This is a genomic window from Brevundimonas sp. NPDC055812, assembly GCF_053616535.1.
This window is the reverse complement of record NZ_JBSHDX010000009.1, coordinates 160,068-183,090: the sequence shown is the minus strand read 5'-3', so window position 1 is coordinate 183,090 and position 23,023 is coordinate 160,068. Positions and strand designations below refer to the sequence as shown.

The window sequence follows — 23,023 nt, the reverse complement described above, 5'->3', positions numbered from 1 at the left end:
CGCGCCGATGTCGTCGCTAACCCGCAACCGCCGCGACGCCCGTCGCACCGGCATCCGCGGGACGTCCGCATCCTGCCGGGATCGCGGGATTTCCACTAGGCGCCGGAAGCGGGCCTGCCAACCGGACATCAAGACCCTGGTCTCGCCGTTCCCAAGCCTCTAGCCGACCCGGGCGGCCGTGGGCGGCGCCTGCCGCAGCGCCAGTTCCGCCTTTTCAGGCCGGATATAGATCGAGGTGAGCTGCGGATACCGCTGCTTCAATTCGGTTTCGAGCGCCTCGATCAGGGTCTCGGCCTCCCCCATCGCCAGGCCGTCCTCGAAATCCGCGCTGACCGCGACGAACACCGCGTCCGGCGAGGTATGGATGGTGCGCACATGGTTCACCGCCGCCACGCCGGGGCTTCGCTCTACGGCGGCCCAGATGCCGCCGACCAGTTCCGGGTCGGCGCTTTCTCCGATCAGCAGCCCTTTGGCCTCGCGGGCCAAGAGGGCGGCGACCAGGGCGAGGATCAGGCCGATGGCGATCGAGGCGATGCCGTCGATGCGCGGCTCGCCCAGGGCATGGCTCGTCCATACGCCCAGCGCCGCGATGGCGAGGCCGAGAAGGGCGGCGCTGTCCTCGAACAGGACGATGAACCCCGCCGGATCCTTGGAGCGTCGCACCGCGCGCCACCAGCCGGCCCCCTGCCGCTTGGCGTTGAACGCTTTCACGGCGATGGCCCAGGAGCCGCCTTCGAGCAGGGCCGCCACCGCGAGAACCACATAGTTGATCCGCGGATCGCCCAGAGGCTCCGGATCTCGAATGTGGAGCCAGCCTTCATAGATGGACACGCCGGCGCCCACGGCGAAGATCAGGATGGCGACGACGAAGGCCCAGAAATAGAGCTCGCGTCCGTAGCCGAAGGGGTGAAGCCCATCCGCAGGGCGTTTCGCGCGATGCTGGCCGTAGAGCAACAGGATCTGATTGCCGCTGTCGACGAGCGAATGCACGCCCTCGGTCAGCATGGAGGAGGAGCCGCTGATCGCCGAGGCGACGAACTTGGCGACGGCGATGCCGAGATTGGCGGCCAGCGCGCCGAGGAGGACGATGTTCTCCTTGAGGGGGTGGGTCTCGCCCGGCCCCTCCGGCCTGTCGCTCGCCCGGCTCACCTGCGGTCAGACCCGCCGTGAGCGCCGCTCTCCATCGGGAAAGGTTCAAACATCAGGTCGAACGCATCCGGCGCCGCCTTCAGGAGGCCGATGTCGCCGTCCGGGTGCGCGGGCGAGGGAATTTGAGCCACGGCGACCTCCTTCCCGGGAGCAGCGCGCGTCGCGGAAAGGAGTTCCCCCGCGCCGCCGGTTCAGGCTGACCTCCAGGCGGCTTCGCGAGGGACGCCCCGTGTCGCTGCGTAGTTTGACTGAGCCCCCTTCTCAACCGGAGCCTGTCATGTCCTTCCTTCGCCCCCTCGCCTACCCCAGCCTGGCCGCCGCCGTCGCCCTGGCTTCTGTCGTCCTGCCCCCCGTCTCTGCTCAGGCGCACGCTCGCCTGGTCAGCGCCACGCCCGCCGCCAAGTCGACCGTCGCGGCGCCGCGCACGGTGACCCTGATCTTCAGCGAGCGTGTGGCCCCGGCCTTTTCCAGCTTCGACGTGGTCAACGCCGCCGGGACGAAGGCGACGATCCGCACCGAGGTCAGCCAGGACGGCAAGACCATTACCGGCGCGCTGGCGCGTCCGCTGGCCGCCGGCGCCTATGTCGTCAACTGGCGCATCGCCTCCGTTGACGGCCACCGCATGACCGGCAGCTACGACTTCGTCGTCCGCTGAGATGATCGAGGTCTGGATCGTCATCCTGCGCGGCGTGCAATACGCCGCCGGCGCATTTCTGCTCGGCCTGCCCGCCTTCATGCTCTACAGCGCGCGAGCGATCGGGCCGCTAAATCTGCGCTGGCCGCGCCCCGCCCTGATCTGGGCGGCGGCCGCGCTGACGCTGGCCGCGCCCGCCGCCTTGCTGGCTCAGACCGCCATGATGGCCGGGTCGTTGAGCGAGGCCGTCAAACCCGCCTCGCTGAGCTTCATGATCACCGGCATGGGACTAGGCAAGGCCATGGTCGTGCGGACGCTGGCCGCCGTTCTGGCGCTGGCGGCCGCCCTGCTGCTGCGATCGGGTCGTCTGATGTGGGGCGGGCTGACGCTGCTGGGCGTCATCATCTCGGCCAGCTTCGCCTGGACCGGCCACGGCGCGGCGACCGAAGGGTCAGGCCATGCGGTGCATCTGATCTCGGACATCGTCCACGCCGTCGCCGCCTCGGTCTGGATCGGCGCCCTGGCCGCCTTCGCCGTCCTGATCCTGCGTCGACCATCGGGCGACGCCGCCTGGGACGCAGGCGTGGCGCGCAGCCTGACCGGCTTCGCCGGGGTCGGCGCGGCGGCCGTCGGCGCCCTGCTCGTGACCGGCCTGATCAACAGCGCCTATCTGGTCGGCCTGTCCAGGGCGCTCAGCCTGGGCGACAGCCCCTACGGCGTCCTTCTGATGATCAAGCTGGCGCTGTTCGGCCTGATGGTCGCCCTGGCGGCGGCTCACCGCTTCCGCCTGGCGCCCCTGATGACCAGGGACGCCGGCCAGGCCTTGCCGCACCTGAAAAGGAGCCTGGCGGTCGAATTCGTCCTGGCCCTGACGATCCTGGCCGTAATCGCCGTCATGGGGACCCTGCCGCCCCCAGCGGCGCTGTAACGACGTCTTCCTAGAGGGCGGCCTTGCGACGGGCCGCCCGCACCGCCCCCGCCGTCTTCAGGTCGCGCGCCAACCGGATCCACAACAGGATGAAGCCCGTCACCACCATGCTGAGCGTCAGCACGGTCAGGCCGATCAGCAACGGATGATTGAAGTTGTCGCCGTCCTTGAAGTCGAGGATGTGGAGCCGCCAGAAGAAGTCATAGAAGCGCCAGATCGCCGAGCGCCGCGTGACCACCTCCCCCGTCTGCGGCGACAGATAGAAGGCCGTGCGTTCCGCATCGTCGAAGTCCACGCGCCAGATCGGCCCGTCGCGGCCGGTTTCCTTCGGCGCCTGATCCAGCAGGACGGCCGACCTGGGCGCCGCCTCGCCACGATAGGCTGCGGCGGCCAGGGCCGAGGCTTCGCCCGCCCTCATCCCCGCGAAAGGCCGGCCGGTCTCGGCGTCCAGGGTGACGGACGCGCCCTCGACCGGCGTCATGATCCAGGCGGGCCCGCGCTGTGTCATCTTCAGTTCGGCCCGCACCGGCGTCACCCCGGAAAGACGAGAAACCTCAGCCAACGGAAGAATTTGCTCCAGCGGCAGAGCCGCGGGCGTCGACGCCTTCAGCCGGTGTTCGCTGCGCACCGTTTCGATCGGGATCGCGGTCATGACCAGGCCGCCTCCGACCCAGAACAGCACCTGCAGGCCCACCACCAGGCCCACCCATTTGTGAATCTGGGTCGAGTAACGCAGAACCTTCATCGCTTCCCCTCAAGCTCAAGGCGCCGCGGCCGCAACGGCCGAATGAAACCTATACGCCTATCGACGCGCGCGCCCTCATGCGCTTTCAAGGGAAACAGCGACAGGCCGCGTATTCTCCGTCGAGGCCGCGAGGATTTTGCAATGACCGACGACATCGAGCGGATGCTGACGAGACCGTTTCCCGGCGACGACGACGCCCGGCTGGCTGATCTGGAGGGGCGCGTCTGGCGCCGGATCGAGGAGCGCCAGGCGCAGCGCAGCGCAGGTCAGGTGCGGCTGGCGGTCATGGCTGTCGCCCTGCTGGTCGGCGTGACAAACGGCGGCGTCCTGGGACAGGCGTTCAAGCCGCGTCCCTCGGACATTCACGTCTTCAGCGTCTCGGCGGGGCTGTCGCCGATGACCAGCTTCGAGGTCGGCGGATGACGACCAACTGGAAGTCGATCGCCCTGACGGTCGTCCTGGCCGCCCTGGCCAGCGCCGGCGGCGCCTGGCTGGGCGCAGGCTGGATGATGAGGCAGCATGAGACCCCCGGCCTGCACGAGATCGTTCACCGGAAGCTCGACCTGACTGCGGACCAGGACGCCCGCCTGGACCAGATCGAGGCCGGATTCGCCGAACGACGCGAAACGCTGGAGGCCGACGTCCGCGCCGCCAATCGCGAACTGGCCAATGCGATCGCCGCCAGCCAGGGCGACAGCCCCGAGGTCCGCGCCGCAGTCGACCATTTCCACGACGCCATGGGCGCCTTGCAGAAGGCCACCATCGCCCATGTGTTCGAGATGCGCGCGGTCCTGACGCCGGAACAGGCCCGCGTCTTCGACAAGGAAATCGCCGGCGCTCTTACGCAAGAGCCTCGGTAAGGCCGAGGTGGCGGCCGACGACGACACAGACGAGGCGCGCGCAGCGCGCGGGGACCGCCAGGCCTTCTCCCGCCTGATGGCCGCGACCAGCGGCGACCTGCATCGCTTCGTTCGACGCTATGTCGGCGATGCGGACGAGGCTCACGACCTGCTGCAGGAGGCCTATGTCTCCGCCTGGCTGGCCATCCGGCGCTACGACCCGACCCGACCCTTCGCGACCTGGCTGCGCTCGATCGCCGTCAACAAATGCCGCGATTGGGGCCGCAAGCGCGCGGTGCGCCGCATCGTGCGCGGCGTCATGGGCCTCGACACGCCTGAAGCCATGGCTGTGGGCGAGGATGCGCCGGAAGCCGAAACCCGGCTGGACGACCGCCGCCGCATGGCCGAAATGGATCGCGCCCTGGCCGACCTGCCCGACCACCTCAAGGCGCCCCTGCTGCTGGCTTCGCTGGAGGGTCGCAGCCACGCCGAGATCGCCGAGGTGCTGGGCGTCACGCCCAAGACGGTGGAAACCCGCATCGCCCGCGCCCGGCAAAAGTTGAATCTGCGGCTTTTACGCTGAGATCGGGCCTGCGACGTCCTGACGCTCGCGGACGCCATCCGTCGAATGAGGGATGACGGCCAGGGCCGCGTATTCCCGACGAACCCTCCTTTGCGCTCCGCCTCGTGGCGAGCGGCCTGCTCCGAGACCCTCATGGCGACAACATCACTGGACCGGCGAACCCTATTGCGAGGCGCGGCCATGGGCGGCGGCATACTGGGCCTGCAGGGCCTGTTGCCCGCCTGGGCCCAGACCGGATCGCCGGGCCTGCGCGCCGATCTGCCGACGCTGACGGGGTCGAACATCGACCTGAGCGTGGGCCACGCCGACTTCACCGTCGGCGGCCGCACCGGCCACGCCTTCATGGTCAACGGCCTGCTGCCCGCGCCCCTGCTTCGTATGCGCGAAGGCCAGAACGTGCGCCTGTCGGTGACCAACCATCTGGAGGAGGACACCTCCATCCACTGGCACGGCCTGCTGCTGCCGTTCCAGATGGACGGCGTGCCGGGCGTCAGCTTCCCCGGCATCAAGCCGCACGAGACCTTCGTCTATGAGTTCCCGATCAAGCAGTCGGGCACCTATTGGTATCACAGCCATTCGGGCCTTCAGGAGGCCATGGGCCACTACGGCCCCATCGTCATCGACCCGGCCGGCGCCGACCCGGTCGCCTATGACCGCGAACACGTCCTGGTCCTGTCGGACTGGAGCTTCCTGCATCCGCACGAAATCCTCGACAAGTTGAAGAAGAGCCCCGGCTACTTCAACCAGCAGAAGACGACCCTGGCGGGCCTGCTGGACGGTTCGGACCGCATGAGCCTGTCCGAGCGGCGGATGTGGGGCTCGATGCGGATGGACCCGCGCGACATCCTCGACGTCAACGGCACGACCTACACCTATCTGGTCAACGGCCATGGCCCGGAAGAGAACTGGACCGGCCTGTTCCGGCCCGGCGAGCGCGTTCGTCTGCGCGTCATCAACGCCTCGGCCATGTCGATCTTCAACGTTCGCATTCCCGGCCTGCCCATGACCGTGGTCCAGGCCGACGGCGAGCACGTCCGCCCGATCGAGGTGGACGAGTTCCAGATTTCGGTGGCCGAGACCTATGACGTCATCGTCCGCCCGCTTGAGGACCGCGCCTACACCATCGTCTCCGAAGCTATAGACCGCTCGGGCATGGGTCGCGCCACCCTGGCCCCCCGCCTGGGCATGACGGCCGAGGTTCCGCCCCTGCGCCAGGTTCCGAACCTGGCCATGAAGGACATGGGCATGGGCGGGGGCATGGGCGGCATGGATCACGGCTCAATGGCGGGGATGGATCATTCGGCCATGGGACATGGCCCTGCCGCCCCCATGGATCACGCAGGCATGGATCATGGCGGCATGAGCATGCGTGATCCGAACAACGCCCCGGCCGACATGGCGGTCGGCGTCGGCGTGGACATGATCTCGCCCGCCCCGTCCAACCGGCTGGCCGACCGGCCTCAGGGCCTGGAAGACGTCGACCACCGCGTGCTGGTCTACGCCGACCTGCGCGCCCTGACGCCGAACCGGGACCGCCGCGCGCCGTCGCGCACCATGGAAATCCACCTGACCGGCAATATGGAGCGGTTCATGTGGGGCTTTGACGGCCGCAAATTCTCGGAACTGGTCGAGCCTATCCGTTTCGAGCTGAACGAGCGGGTGCGCGTGACCCTGGTCAACGACACCATGATGGCCCACCCCATCCACCTGCACGGCCACTTCTTCGAACTGGTCAACGGCCACGACGGCCATCAGCCGCTGAAGCACACGGTCAACGTCGCCCCCGGCGGCAAGGTCACCTTCGACCTGACCGCAGACGCGCCCGGCGACTGGGCCTTCCACTGTCACCTACTGATGCACATGCACGCGGGCATGTTCAACGTCGTCACCGTTCGCCCGCTGGATGGAGCCGCCCGATGAGCCGCGCCCTGTTCGCCGCCGTCGCGGCTCTGCCCCTGATGATCGCGGCCGGATCCGCCGTCGCGCAGAACCATGCCGGTCATGCTCCCGCGGCGTCGCCGACACCTGCCGCCCAGACGCCGGCCGCCGCCCCCGCGCCCGCGCCCGACTGTCCCATGATGCGCGACGGAAAGCCCTGCCCCATGCACGGCGCCGCCGTCTCCGACGCTCAGGCCGATCCGCACGCCGGTCATGACATGAGCGGCCATGCCGGACATGGCGCGGCTGCGGCCGATCCCCACGCCGGCCACGACATGGCGTCGGCCCAAGCCCAGGCCCAGGCCCAAGCCGCTCAAACCGATCCGCATGCCGGTCACAACGCGGCCCCGACCGACACCCACGCGGGTCACAATATGGCTCCAACTCCGGCGGCTCAGGCCGATCCGCACGCCGGGCATGGCGCTGCGCCCGCAGATCCGCATGCGGGTCACGACATGAGCGCCGCGCGCGGCGGGCCGAACATCCCGACCAGCGTGGACGCCGTCGGCGGCCGCATGGTCGAGACACCGCCTCCGGCCGCCGCTCGCTCGGCTCCGGCCCACGCCGCCGACCTGCTGTTCGACCCCGCTGTCATGGCGGCGGCGCGCAAGCAGCTTCTGGCCGAGAACGGCGACATCCGCTCGACGGCCGTGCTGATCGACTCCCTCGAGGCCGGGTTCGGCGACGGCGCCGACACCTACAACTGGGGCGCCCAGGGCTGGACCGGCGGCGACATCAATCGCTTCTGGTGGAAAACCGAGGGCGAAGGCGAGATCGACGGCAAGCTGCACGAAGTCGAGGTCCAGGCCCTCTACAGCCGCGCCATCGCGCCCTTCTGGGACGTGCAGGCAGGCGTGCGCCAGGACTTCCGTCCGGATGGCGAGGACGCCACCCACCTGACCGTCGGCGTCCAGGGCGTCGCCCCCTATTGGTTCGAGATGGGCGCGGCCGCCTTCCTGTCGACCGAAGGCGACCTGACCGCCCGCGTCGAGGCCGAGTACGACCAGCGCATCACCCAGAAATGGATCCTGCAGCCGGCGATCGAGATGGCCTTGTCAGCCAGCGACATCCCGGAGCTGGAGATCGGCTCGGGCCTGACTTCGGTCACGGCGGGGCTGCGTCTGCGCTATGAAATCCGCAAGGAGTTCGCCCCCTACGTCGGCGTCGAATGGAGCCGCTCGCTGGGCGAGACCGCCGACTACGCCAGGGCCAGAGGCCAGGATCCCGAGGACACGCGCCTCGTCGTCGGCGTCAAGGCCTGGTTCTAAAGCCCTTCTCGCAGAATTTCAGGATCGGTTGGCGTGCTGGAGCATTGCTTCTCGGAAGGAGAGCGCCATGAACGACCACTCAGCACGCCCCGAACCGCACTACATCCTGATCGCCATTCTCGCCGCGCTGGTGATCGCGGACGTCGTCTTCATCGTCGAACTCGGATCCTACCTGCTGTTCTAAGCCCTCGCCCGACCCCGCTTTTCCCGCATGGCCGAACAACGTCAGGCGAGGCGCGAAGATTAGCCGCATGACCGAGGCGGCCCGACATCCGTTCCCCCTCCATGTCCACGGGAGGATCAGAGGGATGATCGACTACAACGCCCCCATCTACGTCGAGTGGGACAACGCCCTTGAGGGCCTACGCGCCGCGCATGAGGCGTACCGCCGCCAGTTGGACGAGCCGTCGGCCAAGACCCAGGCGCGCGCCACCCTGGCGGTTGCACGAGAACGGTATGATCGCGCCCTGGAGAAGATCGTCTAGAGCCCGCCTGGCTTCGGCCCAACCGGAGCCCGGTTCGCGGCCTGTCGACCCGCCCGGATCCGTCGAAAACAAAGGGGAATGGCGACCCCGGGAGGACTCCAACCTCCGACCTCGGCTTTAGGAAAGCCTTGCTCTATGCAGCTGAGCTACGGGGCCACGGCGCACTGCCTAAAGGAGGTTGCCGCCGCAGGGAAGCCCTCGGGGAGACTTGGCGAGCGCCAAGGCGCCCGCCCCGGTTTCGTCTTGTGGTTAAAGGCCGTTAAGCTACAATCCCTAGTAGGGAACAAAGCCTGAATCGGCGAACGTCGCTGATTCGGTCATGATTCGTTTCGCCCGTGTTCCAGGCGCCGGTAAGGTTCCGCTTACCCTTCACTCTCCGTTCGCATCCTACCGCTGCGGCGCTTGTGAAAGCCGACGCGGTTCGCCACCTTGGGTCGGTCATGAGCGACCGTTCCGCAGGCATGGCCCCTTCGCGCGTCACGGCGATCCTGGGCCCCACCAACACCGGCAAGACCCATCTGGCGGTCGAGCGGATGCTGGGCCACGCCTCGGGCATGATCGGCCTGCCGCTGCGCCTGCTGGCGCGCGAGATCTATGAGCGGATCGTCAAGCGACGCGGGGCGGCCTCGGTCGCCCTGATCACCGGCGAGGAGAAGATCGTCCCGGCGCGTCCCGCCTTCTTCGTCTGCACGGTCGAGGCCATGCCGTTGGAGCGGTCCGTCGATTTTCTGGCGGTGGATGAGATCCAGCTGGTCGCCGATCCCGAGCGGGGCCACGTCTTCACCCAGCGACTGCTGCACGCGCGCGGCCGGTTCGAGACCATGTTCCTGGGGGCCGGGACGATGGCGCCGTTGATGCGGTCGCTGGTTCCGGATGCGGAGATCGTCACCCGCGACCGGCTCTCGACCCTGAGCTACGCCGGATCGAAGAAGCTGACCCGCCTGCCCCGCCGCAGCGCCGTCGTCGCCTTCTCGACCGAGCAGGTCTACGCCATCGCCGAACTGCTGCGCCGTCAGAGGGGCGGGGCGGCCGTGGTCATGGGCTCGCTCAGTCCGCGCACCCGCAACGCCCAGGTCGAGCTGTTCCAGTCGGGCGAGGTGGACTTCCTGGTCGCCACCGACGCCATCGGCATGGGGCTAAACATGGACGTGGACCATGTGGCCTTCGCCGGTTTGCGGAAGTTCGACGGGCGGCGCACGCGCTGGCTGCACGCCGCCGAGATCGGCCAGATCGCCGGGCGCGCGGGGCGACACCTGCGCGACGGCACCTTCGGCGTCACCGGCGAGGCGGAAGAGCTGGACGAGGATCTGGTCGAACAGGTGGTCGAGCACCGCTTCGATCCGGTCGAGGCGGCCGAGTGGCGCTGCGGTCGGCTGGATTTCGATACGCTGCCCGACCTGCTGCGGTCCCTGACCGTGACGCCGGATCGGCACGGCCTGCGGCTGACGGCCCAGGCGCTGGACGAGACCCTGCTGCGGCGCTTCGCGGTCGATGAGGACGTCAGGAAGATCGCCCGTTCGCGCGGAGCCCTGATGCGGCTGTGGGAGGCGTGCCAGTTGCCGGACTTCCAGAAGACGACCCTGGACGAACACGCCCGCCTGTCGAAGGAGATCTTCACCGCCCTGACCAGCCGTCGCGGGCGGCTGACCGAGGACTGGGTGGCGCCGCGCTTCAACGATCTGGACCGCGACGACGGGCAGATCGACCAGCTTTCGGCGCGGCTGTCGGGGGTGCGGACGCTCAGCTACATCGCCAACCGGCCCGACTGGATGGCAGGGGCACAGGAATGGCGCGACCGGACCAAGGCGTTGGAGGAACGACTCAGCGACGTGCTGCACGAACGGCTGACGGCGCGTTTCGTCGACCGGCGCACGGCGGCCCTGATGCGGGCGCTGAACGTGCGGTCGGACGTGGTGGCGGGCGTGGCCGAGGACGGCGAGGTCACGGTCGAGGGCGAGGTCGTCGGTCATCTGGACGGCGTCTGCTTCACCGTCGATGCGGGCGGTTCGGCCATGGCCGACCGGGCGCTGCGGCAGGCGGCGACGCGGGCCGTGGGACCGGAGGTGGCGCGGCGGTTGGGACGGCTGGCGGCGGACGACGACGCGGCCTTTTCCCTCACACCCGACGGCGGCGTGCTGTGGACCGGCGCCCAGACCGGGCGCATCACCAACGAAGACCCCTTCTCGCCGCGCGTGCGGCTGCTGGGCGAGCTGGGGCCGGTCCCGGCGCGTGAGCGGGCCGAGCGGCGCATGGAGGCCTGGCTGGCGGGCGAGGCCGGGCGGGCGCTGAAGCCGCTGAAACGCCTGCGCCACGCGATCGAGAGCGGCGACCTGACCGGCCTGCCGCGCGGACTGGCGTTCCGACTGATCGAGGCGGGCGGCCTGATCCCCCGGCGCGAGGTCGAGCGCGATCTGGCGGCCCTGAGCCAGCATGAGCGGCGCACGCTGAAGACCTTCGCCATCCGGGTCGGCGCCCATTCGGTGTGGCTGCCCGGCGTGATGAAGCCGCGCTGCGCCGCCCTGGCTCAGGCCTTCCTGCCGCGCGAGGCGACGAAGGGGCTGGCGGGCGATGGCCTCCTAAATCTGCCGGAGCCGCCGCCGTCAGCGCGCGCCCTGTCGGCGTTCGGACGACGCGCGGTCGACCGTTGGACCGCCCCGGTCGAGGCGTTGGAGGCCTTGGCCGAGGCCCAGCGCGCGGCGGGCAAGGCGCCGCTGTCGGATGAAGCGCTGAACGCGCTCGGCTGGACGGCGGATCAGGCCAGGGCGATCCACGCCGCCCTTCGCACTCCGCGCGCCGAACGGGCGCCGCGCCCGGGCAAGCCGACGCCGCCGCCCAAGGATTCCCCCTTCGCCGCCCTGGCCCAACTGACGCAGCCCGTGCGCCCCGCCGCCAAGCCCAAGACGGCGCGCAGGCCACGTCGGCGTCCTCGGCGGACGGCGGGCGGCAAGGCCGCTGAATGAGCCTGGAGAGCTGCCGCATCGACGTCTGGCTGTGGCGAGCGCGCTTCGCCAGGACGCGCAGCCTGGCCGCCGCCATGGTCGAGAAGGGCGCCATCCGCCTGACGCACAACGGCGCTCAGACCCGCCTCGACAAGCCCAGCCGCAGCGTCCATCCCGGCGACGAGGTGATGTTCGCCCAGGGCGGGCGGCTGATCGCCGTTCGCGTGGTGCAGATGGGCGAACGGCGCGGACCTGCCGAGGAAGCCCGCGCGCTTTATGAGCCGCTGGACACGGCGGACTAGCCCGCCGCCCTCACGAACTCGCCCTCGATGTGCAGCTTCACCTCGTCGCCCAGGGCCGGCAGGCCGAAGGTGATGCCGAAGTCGGACCGCTTGATCGTCGCCTCGCCGTCGAAGCCGGCCTTGTAGCCGCCGCGCGTCGGGCCGGCCTGGTTGAACTCGACCTCCATGACCACCGGGCGCGTGACGCCGTGCAGGGTCAGGTCGCCATGGACCGTGGCCTCGTCGCGGTCGTCGGGGTCGACCACGATCCGGGTCGATCGGAAGGTCGCGACCGGGTGGTTGGCGGTGTCGAAGAAGTCCGCCGTCTGCAGATGACGGTTCAGCCCGTCCGAATTCGACGCCACGTCCGTCAAGGGAATGGTCGCGGTCAGGGTGCTGGCGGACGGGTTGGCGGGGTCCAGCTTCAGCTCGGCTTGGACGTTCACGAACTGGCCGACATAGGTGGAGAAGCCCAGGTGATCGACCGACCAGGTGATCTTGCCGTGCTCGGGATCCAGCTTGTAGTCGCCGGACTGGACCTCGGACGGAACCCTGGTCAGGGCGGCCTGGGCGACGACCGCGCCGCCGGCCAGAAGGCTCAAGGCCAGACTGGCCGCGCCGATGCGGCCAACGGCGGAATGGGTGATGAAACCTTGGTTGAAACGCATGGGGACAGGCCTCCGAGCGGATGGTGATCCGGCGTCACGAAGATGAAGCGCGGCCCGGCGCCGTCGAGCCTGAACAGCTTTGCAACAGCGCCTTCGGTTGACAGTTGGTTCCGTCGGGGCCATGTGCCCGCCCTCGACCTCCTCGCTGCCACAGGCCCGCCCGAACGCCATGACCTACATCGTCACCGACGCCTGCGTGAAATGTAAGTTCATGGACTGCGTCGAGGTCTGTCCGGTGGACTGCTTCTATGAGGGCGAGAACTTCCTAGTCATCGCCCCCGACGAGTGCATCGACTGCGGCGTATGCGAGCCGGAATGCCCCGTCGACGCCATCGTCCCCGACACCGAGGACGAACCCGACGGCAAGTGGCTGCAGGTCAACGCAGAATACGCCAAGGTCTGGCCGAACATTACGGTCAAGGGCGTGCCCCCGGCGGATCGCGAGCAGTATGAGCGCGAAACCGGCAAGTTCGAGAAGTATTTCAGCCCCAAGCCGGGCAAGGGCTCCTAAGAATTCGCCACAATGCAGTCACAATGTGCCGGCTGTCGTCGACCGCCCTGTGGATGTTTTGAGATTTCCTAATTTTATGATAGGTTCCTCCCTATTCGAAACGGGCGGTTCCGCAGTCCTGCGCGCCGCCCGCATTTACGACAGAACCTCGCCGCGAGGACGGGGTCGGCCAGAGGTTCGGTGATCCGCTTTCGCGTCTGACAATGCGACCTTCCGCTCAACCGCCTGACCCAGGTCCGGCGGAAGGGCGGTTTTTGCTTTCGAAAGACGCGGCGACGATCTCTCCCTTCGGTTCGGGAAAGGAATGACATGACGAGCAAGACCGGTCTGGAATTCAAGGTTGGCGATGCGGTGGTCTATCCCGCGCACGGCGTCGGCAAGGTCGCCGCGATCGAGACTCAGGAAGTCGCCGGCATGGCGCTGGAAGTCTATGTCGTGACCTTCGAACACGAGAAAATGACCCTGCGCGTCCCGACCAAGAAGGCCAAGACCGCCGGTCTGCGCACCCTGGCCGCCGACGACACCGTGTCCAAGGCCCTGACCACCCTGAAGGGCCGCGCCCGCGTCAAGCGCACCATGTGGTCGCGCCGCGCCCAGGAGTATGAAGCCAAGATCAACTCGGGCGACCTGATCTCCATCGCCGAAGTGGTCCGCGACCTGCACCGCGCCGAGACCCAGCCGGAACAGTCCTATTCCGAGCGCCAGCTCTATGAATCGGCCCTGGACCGCATGGCTCGCGAAGTCGCCGCCGCCAACAAGATCGACAAGGACGCCGCCATGGCCCTGCTGGGCAAGTCGCTCAGCGCCAAGAAGCCCGTCCCCTCGGCCGCCGAGGCCGAAGCCGCCTGATTTCAGGCGCGATGGCGTATCGACAAAAGGCCCGGCGGCGACGCCGGGCCTTTTTCATGGCTGAGGCCGAATCCAGCGCGCCCACGCGCCGCCGAAGAAACGAAATGGTCTGCTCAACTACGCCTAAATGGACAGGCTGGACCGGCCATTGATCCTCTAGGAGCGCGCGCATCGTCGTTCGCAGAGGCTCCGCTCCATGTCCATACCCGCCCCCTCTCCATCCCTGCGATGGAGCGATCTGCTGCACCCGGTCGTCGCCGGGCTGATCTCGGTCATCGTCAACTATGGCGGGACCTTCATCCTGGTGTTCCAAGCGGCCAGGGTCGCGGGTCTCAGCCCTGAACTGACCGCGTCATGGGTCTGGTCGATCTCCATCGGCGTCGGGACGACGGGCCTGTGGCTGAGCTGGCGCTACAAGGCGCCGATCATCACCGCATGGTCGACGCCGGCCGCAGCCTTTCTGGTCACGGCGCTGGCCGCCGCATCCTATGCCGAGGCGATCGGCGCCTATCTGATTTCAGCGGCCGCCTTCGTGGTTCTGGGGCTGTCGGGCGGGTTCGACAGGGTGATCCGCCTGATCCCGCCCGCCATCGCGGCCGCCCTGCTGGCGGGGATACTGCTGCCGTTCGGAGTTCAGGCCTTCGGCGGCGTGGGCGTCGATCCTCTGCTGGCGGGTCTGCTGATCCTGACCTACGTCGTGCTGAAGCGGTTCACCGCCCGCTATGCGGTGGTGGGCATACTGGTGCTGGGGCTGGGCTTCCTGTTGACGCAGGGACGAGTCGACCTGTCAGGGCTGGAACTGAAGCTTGCGGCGCCGGTCTTCACCATGCCGGCCTTCTCGTTCAAGGCCCTGCTCAGTCTGGCCATTCCGATGTTCCTGATCACCCTGACGGGCCAGTATATGCCGGGGATGCTGGTGCTGCGGAACGACGGCTATCAGGTCAGCGCCAGTCCGCTAGTGACGGTGACGGGGCTGGGGTCGCTGCTGATGGCGCCCTTCGGCTCGCACGCCTTCAACGTGGCCGCCATCACCGCCGCCATCTGCACCGGCAGGGAGGCGCATGAAGACCCGTCCAGGCGCTGGATCGCGGGCGTGGCGGCGGGGGTGTTCTACATCCTGATCGGGGTGTTCGGGGTGACGCTGGCGGCGGTCTTCATGGCCCTGCCCGCCGTCTTCATCACCACGCTGGCGGGACTGGCCCTGTTGGGCGCCATCGGCGGCAGTCTGGCGGGCGCCCTGAGCGAGCCGTCATCGCGCGAGGCGGCCCTGATCACCTTTCTGGCGGCGGCGGCCAATATCCAGCTGTTCGGGATCGGCGGGGCCTTCTGGGGGCTGGTGATCGGCCTGATCGCCTATGCGGCGTTGACCGGCGGACTCGTCACATGGGCCAAGGGCCTGTTGTCCAGTCGCGTCACGCCGGAACGCCCGGCCCGCTGAGACGAAAAAAGAGGCCGGGACACCCATCCCGGCCTCCGTGCTTTTTGCGTAGATCAGAAATATTCCGCCCCGGCCGGGCACTGGGCGGCCAGTCGTCGCGCGGTGATGCTGGCGGGGATGTAGGGCGTGCCGCGCGCCAGCTGGGCGCCGCCGTTGAAGCGGAAGGCCTGTTCCTCATAGGTGCCGTTCAGGCGCACATTGATGCGGCGACCCTTCCGGTCCTGACAGCTGCCTTCAAAGCGGGCGCGGCCGTCGCCGACCTGACGCGTCGGATAGGTGCACTCCCACTTGCGCGTCGACAGGCCGCCGAAGAAGCGGTTGATCTCGCTGGGCCGCACGCACTTCTGCTCAGTGTCGCGCGCGCCCATGACGCTGGTGGTGTATTCCCAGTATCCGGGCAGGACTTCGGACTGGGCGGCCGACTGCGCCTGGGGCGCCGACGCAGGCGCGGCCAGCATGACGGCCCCGGCGACCACCGGGGCGGCAACCGCCATCAGGCGGGCGAAGGGGATCAAGGTCTTCATCGATTTGCCGTTCATGGGACTCATCATGGGTCTGCTCTATATAGTCACGGCTTGAACGACTGCTGAACGAAGGCGATCCCTCGCCTTCACAATGACTCTGTCGCTCGGGATGACGACTCCAGTCTTGACGCCCAGCGAGTCCTTCCTCTATACGGCCCCCTCTCGCGCGGGCCCCGTCGCTCGCTGCGTCCCTGTTTCATGCGTCCGCACCGGTATGGCGGATGTGACCTTGAGGATCTTAAGATGTCGCGTCGCTGCGAACTCACCGGTATCGGCCCCATGGTCGGCAATCACGTGAGCCACTCCAACATCAAGACCAAGCGCCGTTTCCTGCCGTCGCTGAAGACGGTCAAGGTTCAGTCGGACGCTCTGGGCCAAACCTTCTCGCTGCGCATCTCGAACGCCGCGCTGCGCACCCTCGACTTCAAGGGCGGCCTGGACGCCTTCATCGTCAAGGCCCGCGACGAGCAGCTGTCGACCGCCGCCCTGCGCATCAAGCGCCAGGTCCGCGCCAAGCTGGCCGAGCAAGCCGCCGCCTGATCGGCGTCGACTGACGGATTTTGAAGAGGCCGGTGGAAACACCGGCCTTTTTCTTTTGCGCGCGCTCCCGCTACCCTCAGGGCTCGTCCAGCCGGAGCCTCAGCCTTGCGCCCTCTCGCCGCCCTCTGCCTGACCACGGCCCTGCTGACCTCGCCCGTTCTGGCGCAGGAGGCGGCGCGCGAAACCACCGCCTTCACCCTGTCCAGCGGCACGCCGCGCACGGCGGAACAACTGGCCCTGCGCTTCGACAAGGCGGACCTGTCGTTCAGGCTGCTGCCGGAAGGCCAGTCGCTGGAAGGCGTCGCTGTCCTCGACTTCACCGCCACGACGCTGACGGCGGCGGTCGTGGTCGAACTCGACGCGGTCTTCGCCATCGCCGCCATCACCGTGGACGGGCAGGCGGTCGCCGACTGGTCCAACCCCGAGGGACGGCTGACCATCCCCCTGCCCCGGCCCCTGACAGCGGGCGACAGCGTTTCCGTCCGCATCGCCTATTCCGGCCGCCCGCATCAGGCCAAGCGCGCGCCGTGGGACGGCGGCTTCGTCTGGACCACGACGCCCGACGGCCAGCCGTGGATCGCCAGCGCGGTTCAGGGCGAGGGCTGCGACCTGTTCTGGCCGTGCATCGACCATCCACAGGGCGAGCCGGAGCGGGTCGACCTTCACATCACCGTCCCCTCAAGCCTCAGCGCCCCCGCCAACGGCCGCTTTCTGGGCAAGGCTGACAACGGCGACGGCACGACCACCTGGAACTGGACCGCGCGCCAGCCCGACACCTACGCCATCAGCCTGAACGTCGGTCCCTATGTGGAAATGGCCGCCGACTATCAGAGCCGGTTCGGGAACGTGATTCCGTTGCGCTTCTGGCGGTTGGCCTCAGCCGACCCGGCCAAGGCGCAGGCGCTGTTCGACGAGTTCCCGCAGATGCTCGACTTCTATGAGGCGACCATCGGCCCCTTCCCCTTCGGCGACGAGAAGATGGGCGTGGTCGAGACCCCGCACCTGGGCATGGAGCACCAGACCATCAACGCCTATGGCAACGGCTACAAGCTGGACGGCAAGGGCTACGACTGGCTGCTGCAGCACGAGTTGGCGCACGAGTGGTTCGGCAATCAGCTGACCAACGCCGACTGGGACGACATGTGGCTGCATGAGGGGTTCGGCACATACATGCAGCCCCTCTACGCCCGCTGGCTGAACGGCGAGCGGGCCATGCAGGCCGAACTTCAGACCATGCGGCTGACGCTGGCCAACCGCTTCCCGGTCGTGTCCGGCCAGCCGCAGGACGCGGGGACCGTTTATGACGACAAGACCGGCCCGGCGCTGGATCTCTATTACAAGGGGGCGCTGATCGCCCACACCCTGCGCCTGCATATCGGCGACGACGCCTTCTATGAGAGCCTGCGTCGCCTGGTCTATGGCCGCCCCGATCCGCGGCCGGGGAACTTCCAGCCGCGCTACGCCACGACGCCGGAATACGTGACCATCGTCAACGAGGTGACCGGGCGCGACCTGGGCTGGTTCTTCGACGCCTACCTCTATCAGGCCGCCCTGCCCGATCTGATCATGACGCGGCAGGGCGACCAGGTGACGCTGGAGTGGAAGACCGGAAACAGCCGCCCCTTCCCCCTGCCGGTCGAGGTTGAGGTGGATGGGCTCTTACGCGCCCTGCCCATGACCGACGGCCGCGCGACGTTCGAAGCGCCGCCCGGCGCGCACATCCTGCTGGACCCCGGCTCAAAGGTGCTGAGGCGGCTGGAGTATCTGGAGCGGTGGAAAGCCTCGACCGCCGACTGAGGCTCAGGCTGGTTCCAGCGTCCGCAGGGCCTCAGCCGCGAACCGGCGCCAGTCGGCGTTGTCGGCCCAGACGGCGGCCAGCGCCCCCAGCAGATGATCCTCGTCGTCGTCGCTGTGCAGCGGCGTCGGCGTGACGCGCAACCGCTCGGTCCCGCGCGGCACGGTGGGGAAGTTGACCGGCTGGATATAGACGCCGTGCTCATCCATCAGGGCGTCCGTCACCGCCCGCGCCGTGGCCGCATCGCCGATCATCACCGGCAGGATATGGCTGGGGCTGGGCAGGACCGGCAAACCTAGTCGCTGCATCCCCGCCTTGATCGAGGCGGCGCGCGCGACCAGCGCCCGGCGCGGCGCGGCGCCAGCCCTCAGATGGCGCAGGGCCGCCCGCACCCCGGCCACCACCGAGGGCGGCAGGGCCGTGCTGAAGATGAAACCCGGCGCATGGCTGCGCACGAAATCGACCGCCGCCGCATCGCCCGCCACATAGCCGCCCATGGCGCCGAACCCCTTGCTGAGGGTGCCCTGAATCATGCTGATGCGGTGCGACTGGCCGTCGCGTTCGGCCACGCCCGCGCCGCGCGCGCCGTACAGGCCCACGGCGTGAACCTCGTCCAGATAGGTGAAGGCGCCGTGCTTTTCGGCCACATCGCAGATGGCGGCGATGGGGGCGAAATCGCCGTCCATCGAATAGCAGCTCTCGAAACAGACCAGCTTGGGCCGGTAGCGGCAGACCCCGCTCATCAACCGGTCCAGATCGCGCCAGTCGTTGTGCGCGAAGATGTGCTTCTCCACGCCCGAGCGGCGCATCCCCTCGATCATGGAGGCGTGGTTCAGGGCGTCGGAAAAGATCACCGCTCCCGGCAGGCGCGACGCCAGCGTCGACAGGGCCGCGTCATTGGCCGCATAGCCCGATGTGAACAGCAGCGCCGCTTCCTTGCCGTGCAGATCGGCCAGATCGCGCTCCAGCAGGACGTGCTCATGGCTGGTGCCCGAGATGTTGCGCGTGCCGCCTGCGCCCGCGCCATAGGTGCGGATCGCCCCTTGCGCCGCCTCGACCACCTCGGGGTGGACGCCCATCGACAGATAGTCGTTCGAGCACCAGATGATGATGGTCCGCCCGCGTCGGTGATCGCGCGCATAGGGGGTGTCGGGGGCCAGCCGCTCCAGATCGGCGAAGACACGATAGCGGCCCTCCTGCTTCAGATCGTCCAGATCGCGGCTGAAGAAGTCGGCGAAATCGAAAGCGCCCATGACATCACATCCCATCACAGGACGGGCGGCGATATTGCCATCCCGCCGGGGGCGTGACACCTAACGCTAGATTGGCCGGATCATTCCGGCCACTTTGGAAAGAAGCCGCAGACCATTGCTGAAGCGCGCCCAACTGGAATCGGTTCAGGCTTTCATGGACCACCCGGCCCAGTCCGGCCTGCCCCTGCACGCCCGCATCCAGCGCGCCGTGCGCCAGTTGATCGTCGAGCGGTCGCTGACGGCGGGGCGACCCCTGCCCTCGTCGCGGACGCTGGCCCGATCGCTGGGCGTATCGCGCGACACGGTCGAGACAGCTTATGCCCAGCTTCACGCCGAGGGCTTCATCGAGCGGCGCGTCGGCAGCGGCAGCTTCGTCTGCGAGCTGACCGAACTGGGCCTGAAGCGCGGGGTGCTGCGCCCGGCGGGCCGCCGCCCCGCCCTGCAGCCGACGACAGCGCCGCCCCTGAGCAAGCGCGGGCAGGCGATGGCCGACAGTGGGGGTCTGCGCGACCCTTACGCCCCGCTGGCCTTCTCGCCCGGCGTGCCGGAGACGCGGCTATTTCCCTTCGCCCAGTGGGACCGACTGCACCGCCAGACCCTGCGCGAGGAGGGCGCCGCCGCCCTGCACCACGGCGATCCGCAGGGCCATCCACGCCTGCGCCGCGCCATCGCCGGCTATGTGAACCTGGAACGCGGGGCGCGGGCCGATCCCGACCAGATCCTGATCCTGACCAGTTCGCAGCAGGCCCTGTCCCTGTGCGCGCGGGTGCTGGCCGATCCCGGCGACGGCGTCTTCATCGAAGACCCGGCCTATCAGGGCGCCGCCAAGGCGCTGGATGCGGCAGGCTTGAAACGCCTGCCCGTGGCGGTCGACGCGCAGGGACTGCGGACCGACGACCTGCTGGCGCGTCGTGAGGACGGGCGGGCGGTCTTCGTCACCCCCTCGCACCAGTTTCCGACGGGGCGCACCCTGTCGCTGGACCGGCGGCTGGCGCTGATCCAGTGGGCGACCGAGCATGACGCCTGGATTCTGGAAGACGATTACGACAGCGAGTTCCACTATGCCGGGCGACCCACCGCCTGCGTTCAGGGCTTGGACCCGCATGACCGGACCCTGTATCTGGGCACCTTCACCAAGTCGCTGTTTCCGGGTCTGAGGCTGGCCTATCTGATCCTGCCGCGCCCGCTGGTCGAGCCGATGGTCGCGGCGCGCAGCCTGATGGACGGCTTCACCGCCTCGGTGGCGCAACTGACGCTGGCCCGCTTCATCGAGGACGGCCGGTTCGGCGCCTATGTCCGCACCATGCGCGGCGTCTATGCGGAACGGCTGGACGCGCTGGAGGCGGCGGTGACGGCGCGCCTGCCCCACGTCGTCACGCCCGACCGGCCCGCCGGAGGGTTGCAGATGCCCTGCTTCCTGAAGGACGGCTTCGACGAGGCCGAGGCGGTGCGCGCGGCCCGGCGCGTCGGCGTTCACCTGACCGGGCTGACGCCCTTGCACGACGCGGGCGCGGGCCGTCCCGGCTGGCTGATGGGCTTCGCCGCCTCGACCCCGGCCGAGATCGACGCCGCTGTCGATCGGCTGGTAAAAATCTTCCCCGCGTGATCGGCGCTTACAAAGCGGTCTGACGATCTGCGCCGACGTGGCGGGGAATGGCCGGGACAGCGCCCGCTAGGGTGCGGAGGTCGGCGGTCAGCCGACGCCGTGAAAGCTTCTGTCCCTTGCCTGCCCTCGCCCTGTTCCCGACCGACCAGCCGGGCCGCCGATCCGACCACGGCGGCGGCCGGATTCGCGTATCCTTAAGCGCCGTCGCCGCCAACTATCGCGCCATGCGCGACAGGATCGCGCCCGCCGCCTGCGCCGCCGTGGTCAAGGCCGACGCCTATGGTCTGGGCGCGGCCCGCATCGCGCCCGCCCTCTATGACGCCGGGTGCCGGGCCTTCTTCGTCGCCCATCTGTTCGAGGCGGTGGATCTGCGCCGCGTCCTGCCCGCCGACGCCGAACTGTTCGTGCTGAACGGCCTGGCGCCGGGCGCCGAATACGCCGCCTTGGCCGCCGGGGCGATCCCGGTGCTGAACAGCCGCGAGCAGATGGAGAGCTGGGCGCGTCTGGGCCGGGCCGTCGGGCGGCCGCTGGCGGCGGCGATCCAGTTCGACACCGGTATGTCGCGGCTGGGCCTGCCGCCCGAAGACGCCGCATGGGCTTTCGACCCCGATGGCCCGATCCGCTGGATCGAACCGCGCCTGATCCTCAGCCATCTGGCCGTCGCCGACACGCCCGGCCACGCAGGCAATGCGCGCCAGCGTCAGGCCTTTGAGCGCATACTGGCCCACGCGCCACCGGGTATCCCACGCTCGCTGGCCAACTCGGCCGGGTGCTGGCTGGGCGAAGACTATCACTACGACCTGTGCCGGGTCGGGGCCGCCCTGTTCGGGCTGGACGCCTCGCCCTCGGCCAAGGCCATGCAGCCGGTGGTCGAGGTGACGGGCCGCGTCATCCAGACCCGCGCCGTGCCTGCGGGCGCGGGCGTCGGCTACGGCTGGGCCGTCACGGCGGCGAAGGGAATGCGTCTGGCGACCATCGGCGTGGGCTATGCCGACGGCTGGCCGCGCCAGTTGTCGGCGAGCGGCGCCGCTGCATTCGAGGGGCGATTGCTGCCCTTCGTCGGGCGCATCTCGATGGACAGTCTGGTCGTGGATATCAGCGCCCTGCCGCCTGATGCGCTGAAAGCGGGCGATCAGGTGGAGCTGCTCGGCCCCAACCGCACGCCGGAACAGCTGGCGCTGGACGGCGCGACCATCGACTATGAAGTCATCGCGCGGCTGGGCCGCCGCCTGTGTCGGGAGTATGTTTCGTGACCCTTTCGCCTGAAAATCTCGAACGCTTTGGTTCTGATCCGCGCGAGCGGTTCGCCGCCAATCTGGCGCTGGTCCATCGCCGCATCGCCGCCGCCTGCGAACAGGTGGGGCGGCCGATCGACAGCGTCCGCCTGTTGCCCATCACCAAGACGGTTCCGGCCGAGATCCTGCGTCTGGCCTGGGCGGCGGGCGTCACCGACTTCGGCGAGAACAAGCTGCAGGAGGCCCGCGACAAGGCCGAGGCCATGGCCGATCTGTCGATGCGCTGGCACGTCGTCGGCCACCTTCAGTCGAACAAGGTCAAATACCTGACCCGTCTGGCGGACGAGTTTCATGCGCTGGACAGCCTCAAGCTGGCCGAGGTGCTGAACAAGCGACTGGAGACCGACGGCCGCGACATGAAGGTCTATGTCCAGGTCAACACCTCGGGCGAGGAGAGCAAGTTCGGCCTGCATCCCGATGATGCGCTGGACTTCATCGAACGGCTGGAAGCCTTCCCCCGGCTGAAGCCGCAGGGGCTGATGACGCTGGCCATATTCAGCGACGATGCGGATCGGGTGCGGCCCTGCTTCACCCTGCTGCGGTCCCTGCGCGACCAGGCCGAGCGCATCGATGCACGCATCACCGGCCTGTCGATGGGCATGACCGGCGACTACGAACTGGCCGTGCGCGAAGGCGCGACCGTGGTGCGCGTCGGCCAGGCCATCTTCGGCCCGCGCCCGACGCCGAACGCCCACTACTGGCCCGGTCTGGCCTGAAAGCCGGGCCGGCTTTTCTCCCCCTCCCCGGAGTAATCG

At 68.6% G+C, this 23,023-nt stretch carries 23 protein-coding genes and 1 tRNA gene; 18 read left to right on the top strand and 6 right to left on the bottom strand.

Annotated elements, in window-relative coordinates:
* Positions 1-159: 159 nt before the first annotated feature.
* Entirely contained in the window at positions 160-1,149 is a 990-nt protein-coding gene (locus tag ACWGL1_RS15235) for a cation diffusion facilitator family transporter (RefSeq protein ID WP_452112457.1), read from the bottom strand.
* 277 nt (positions 1,150-1,426) lie between these two features.
* Between ACWGL1_RS15235 and copC the strand changes: the two genes are divergently transcribed.
* Positions 1,427-1,804 carry a copper homeostasis periplasmic binding protein CopC gene (copC, locus tag ACWGL1_RS15230; RefSeq protein WP_312218240.1) on the top strand — a complete coding sequence of 126 codons (378 nt, stop codon included), beginning with the start codon at positions 1,427-1,429 and terminating at the stop codon, positions 1,802-1,804.
* Position 1,805: 1 nt separating this feature from the next.
* The gene (copD, locus tag ACWGL1_RS15225; RefSeq protein WP_452112456.1) at positions 1,806-2,711 is read left to right on the top strand and encodes a copper homeostasis membrane protein CopD; all 906 of its coding nucleotides are present in this window, start codon (positions 1,806-1,808) and stop codon (positions 2,709-2,711) included.
* 10 nt (positions 2,712-2,721) lie between these two features.
* On the opposite strand, the gene ACWGL1_RS15220 is transcribed toward copD, so the two are convergent.
* Positions 2,722-3,456: a PepSY domain-containing protein gene (locus tag ACWGL1_RS15220; RefSeq protein ID WP_452112455.1), complete on the bottom strand. Its 735-nt coding sequence runs from the start codon at positions 3,454-3,456 to the stop codon at positions 2,722-2,724.
* Positions 3,457-3,597: 141 nt separating this feature from the next.
* Between ACWGL1_RS15220 and ACWGL1_RS15215 the strand changes: the two genes are divergently transcribed.
* The 6 genes from ACWGL1_RS15215 (at position 3,598) to ACWGL1_RS15190 (ending at position 8,569) form a co-directional block, all read left to right on the top strand.
* Positions 3,598-3,879 (top strand): hypothetical protein, encoded by a 282-nt coding sequence (locus ACWGL1_RS15215; protein ID WP_452112454.1) that lies wholly within the window; start codon positions 3,598-3,600, stop codon positions 3,877-3,879.
* Positions 3,876-4,316 (top strand): Spy/CpxP family protein refolding chaperone, encoded by a 441-nt coding sequence (locus ACWGL1_RS15210; RefSeq protein WP_291779014.1) that lies wholly within the window; start codon positions 3,876-3,878, stop codon positions 4,314-4,316. The genes ACWGL1_RS15215 and ACWGL1_RS15210 overlap by 4 nt, the downstream gene beginning before the upstream one ends.
* Before the next feature lie 7 nt (positions 4,317-4,323).
* Positions 4,324-4,878 (top strand): RNA polymerase sigma factor, encoded by a 555-nt coding sequence (locus ACWGL1_RS15205; RefSeq protein WP_452112453.1) that lies wholly within the window; start codon positions 4,324-4,326, stop codon positions 4,876-4,878.
* A 132-nt stretch (positions 4,879-5,010) separates the two neighbouring features.
* Positions 5,011-6,798 (top strand): copper resistance system multicopper oxidase, encoded by a 1,788-nt coding sequence (locus tag ACWGL1_RS15200; protein ID WP_452112452.1) that lies wholly within the window; start codon positions 5,011-5,013, stop codon positions 6,796-6,798.
* Positions 6,795-8,084: a copper resistance protein B gene (locus ACWGL1_RS15195; protein ID WP_338577871.1), complete on the top strand. Its 1,290-nt coding sequence runs from the start codon at positions 6,795-6,797 to the stop codon at positions 8,082-8,084. The genes ACWGL1_RS15200 and ACWGL1_RS15195 overlap by 4 nt, the downstream gene beginning before the upstream one ends.
* Before the next feature lie 308 nt (positions 8,085-8,392).
* Complete coding sequence (locus tag ACWGL1_RS15190; RefSeq protein ID WP_312218230.1) at positions 8,393-8,569, top strand: hypothetical protein; 177 nt, start codon at positions 8,393-8,395, stop codon at positions 8,567-8,569.
* A 79-nt stretch (positions 8,570-8,648) separates the two neighbouring features.
* On the opposite strand, the gene ACWGL1_RS15185 is transcribed toward ACWGL1_RS15190, so the two are convergent.
* Positions 8,649-8,725, bottom strand: a tRNA-Arg gene (locus ACWGL1_RS15185).
* A gap of 284 nt (positions 8,726-9,009) precedes the next feature.
* Between ACWGL1_RS15185 and ACWGL1_RS15180 the strand changes: the two genes are divergently transcribed.
* Positions 9,010-11,529: a helicase-related protein gene (locus ACWGL1_RS15180; RefSeq protein ID WP_452112451.1), complete on the top strand. Its 2,520-nt coding sequence runs from the start codon at positions 9,010-9,012 to the stop codon at positions 11,527-11,529.
* Complete coding sequence (locus tag ACWGL1_RS15175; RefSeq protein ID WP_291778995.1) at positions 11,526-11,810, top strand: RNA-binding S4 domain-containing protein; 285 nt, start codon at positions 11,526-11,528, stop codon at positions 11,808-11,810. Before ACWGL1_RS15180 ends, ACWGL1_RS15175 begins: the two co-directional genes overlap by 4 nt.
* Here ACWGL1_RS15175 and ACWGL1_RS15170 read toward each other — a convergent pair.
* The gene (locus tag ACWGL1_RS15170; RefSeq protein WP_291778991.1) at positions 11,807-12,457 is read right to left on the bottom strand and encodes a YceI family protein; all 651 of its coding nucleotides are present in this window, start codon (positions 12,455-12,457) and stop codon (positions 11,807-11,809) included. The two genes, ACWGL1_RS15175 and ACWGL1_RS15170, sit on opposite strands and share 4 nt — an antisense overlap.
* 169 nt (positions 12,458-12,626) lie before the next feature.
* Between ACWGL1_RS15170 and fdxA the strand changes: the two genes are divergently transcribed.
* The 3 genes from fdxA to ACWGL1_RS15155 all read left to right on the top strand — a co-directional run bounded on the left by fdxA (position 12,627) and on the right by ACWGL1_RS15155 (position 15,255).
* A complete protein-coding gene (gene fdxA, locus ACWGL1_RS15165; protein WP_003166185.1) occupies positions 12,627-12,968 on the top strand; it encodes a ferredoxin FdxA in 342 nt (113 codons plus the stop codon).
* A 309-nt stretch (positions 12,969-13,277) separates the two neighbouring features.
* The gene (locus ACWGL1_RS15160; RefSeq protein WP_291778987.1) at positions 13,278-13,817 is read left to right on the top strand and encodes a CarD family transcriptional regulator; all 540 of its coding nucleotides are present in this window, start codon (positions 13,278-13,280) and stop codon (positions 13,815-13,817) included.
* 196 nt (positions 13,818-14,013) lie between these two features.
* A complete protein-coding gene (locus tag ACWGL1_RS15155) occupies positions 14,014-15,255 on the top strand; it encodes a benzoate/H(+) symporter BenE family transporter (RefSeq protein ID WP_452112450.1) in 1,242 nt (413 codons plus the stop codon).
* Positions 15,256-15,308: 53 nt separating this feature from the next.
* Here the strand turns inward: ACWGL1_RS15155 and ACWGL1_RS15150 are convergent, their stop codons facing one another.
* Positions 15,309-15,794 (bottom strand): DUF3617 domain-containing protein, encoded by a 486-nt coding sequence (locus ACWGL1_RS15150; protein WP_452112449.1) that lies wholly within the window; start codon positions 15,792-15,794, stop codon positions 15,309-15,311.
* 228 nt (positions 15,795-16,022) lie between these two features.
* Here ACWGL1_RS15150 and rpmB point away from each other — a divergent pair, with 228 nt between their 5' ends.
* On the top strand, positions 16,023-16,319 hold the full coding sequence (rpmB, locus tag ACWGL1_RS15145; protein WP_291778975.1) for a 50S ribosomal protein L28: 297 nt from the start codon (positions 16,023-16,025) through the stop codon (positions 16,317-16,319).
* Between the two features lie 105 nt (positions 16,320-16,424).
* The gene (locus tag ACWGL1_RS15140) at positions 16,425-18,116 is read left to right on the top strand and encodes a M1 family metallopeptidase (protein ID WP_452112448.1); all 1,692 of its coding nucleotides are present in this window, start codon (positions 16,425-16,427) and stop codon (positions 18,114-18,116) included.
* 3 nt (positions 18,117-18,119) lie between these two features.
* Here ACWGL1_RS15140 and hemA read toward each other — a convergent pair whose 3' ends face one another.
* A complete protein-coding gene (gene hemA / locus ACWGL1_RS15135) occupies positions 18,120-19,367 on the bottom strand; it encodes a 5-aminolevulinate synthase (RefSeq protein ID WP_452112447.1) in 1,248 nt (415 codons plus the stop codon).
* Positions 19,368-19,482: 115 nt separating this feature from the next.
* Between hemA and pdxR the strand changes: the two genes are divergently transcribed.
* From pdxR to ACWGL1_RS15120, 3 genes are all read left to right on the top strand, one after another.
* On the top strand, positions 19,483-20,973 hold the full coding sequence (gene pdxR, locus ACWGL1_RS15130) for a MocR-like pyridoxine biosynthesis transcription factor PdxR (protein ID WP_452112446.1): 1,491 nt from the start codon (positions 19,483-19,485) through the stop codon (positions 20,971-20,973).
* A 116-nt stretch (positions 20,974-21,089) separates the two neighbouring features.
* Positions 21,090-22,226, top strand: a complete 1,137-nt coding sequence (alr, locus tag ACWGL1_RS15125) for an alanine racemase (protein WP_452112445.1) — start codon at positions 21,090-21,092, stop codon at positions 22,224-22,226.
* Positions 22,223-22,984 (top strand): YggS family pyridoxal phosphate-dependent enzyme, encoded by a 762-nt coding sequence (locus ACWGL1_RS15120; protein WP_452112444.1) that lies wholly within the window; start codon positions 22,223-22,225, stop codon positions 22,982-22,984. Before alr ends, ACWGL1_RS15120 begins: the two co-directional genes overlap by 4 nt.
* Positions 22,985-23,023: the final 39 nt, after the last annotated feature.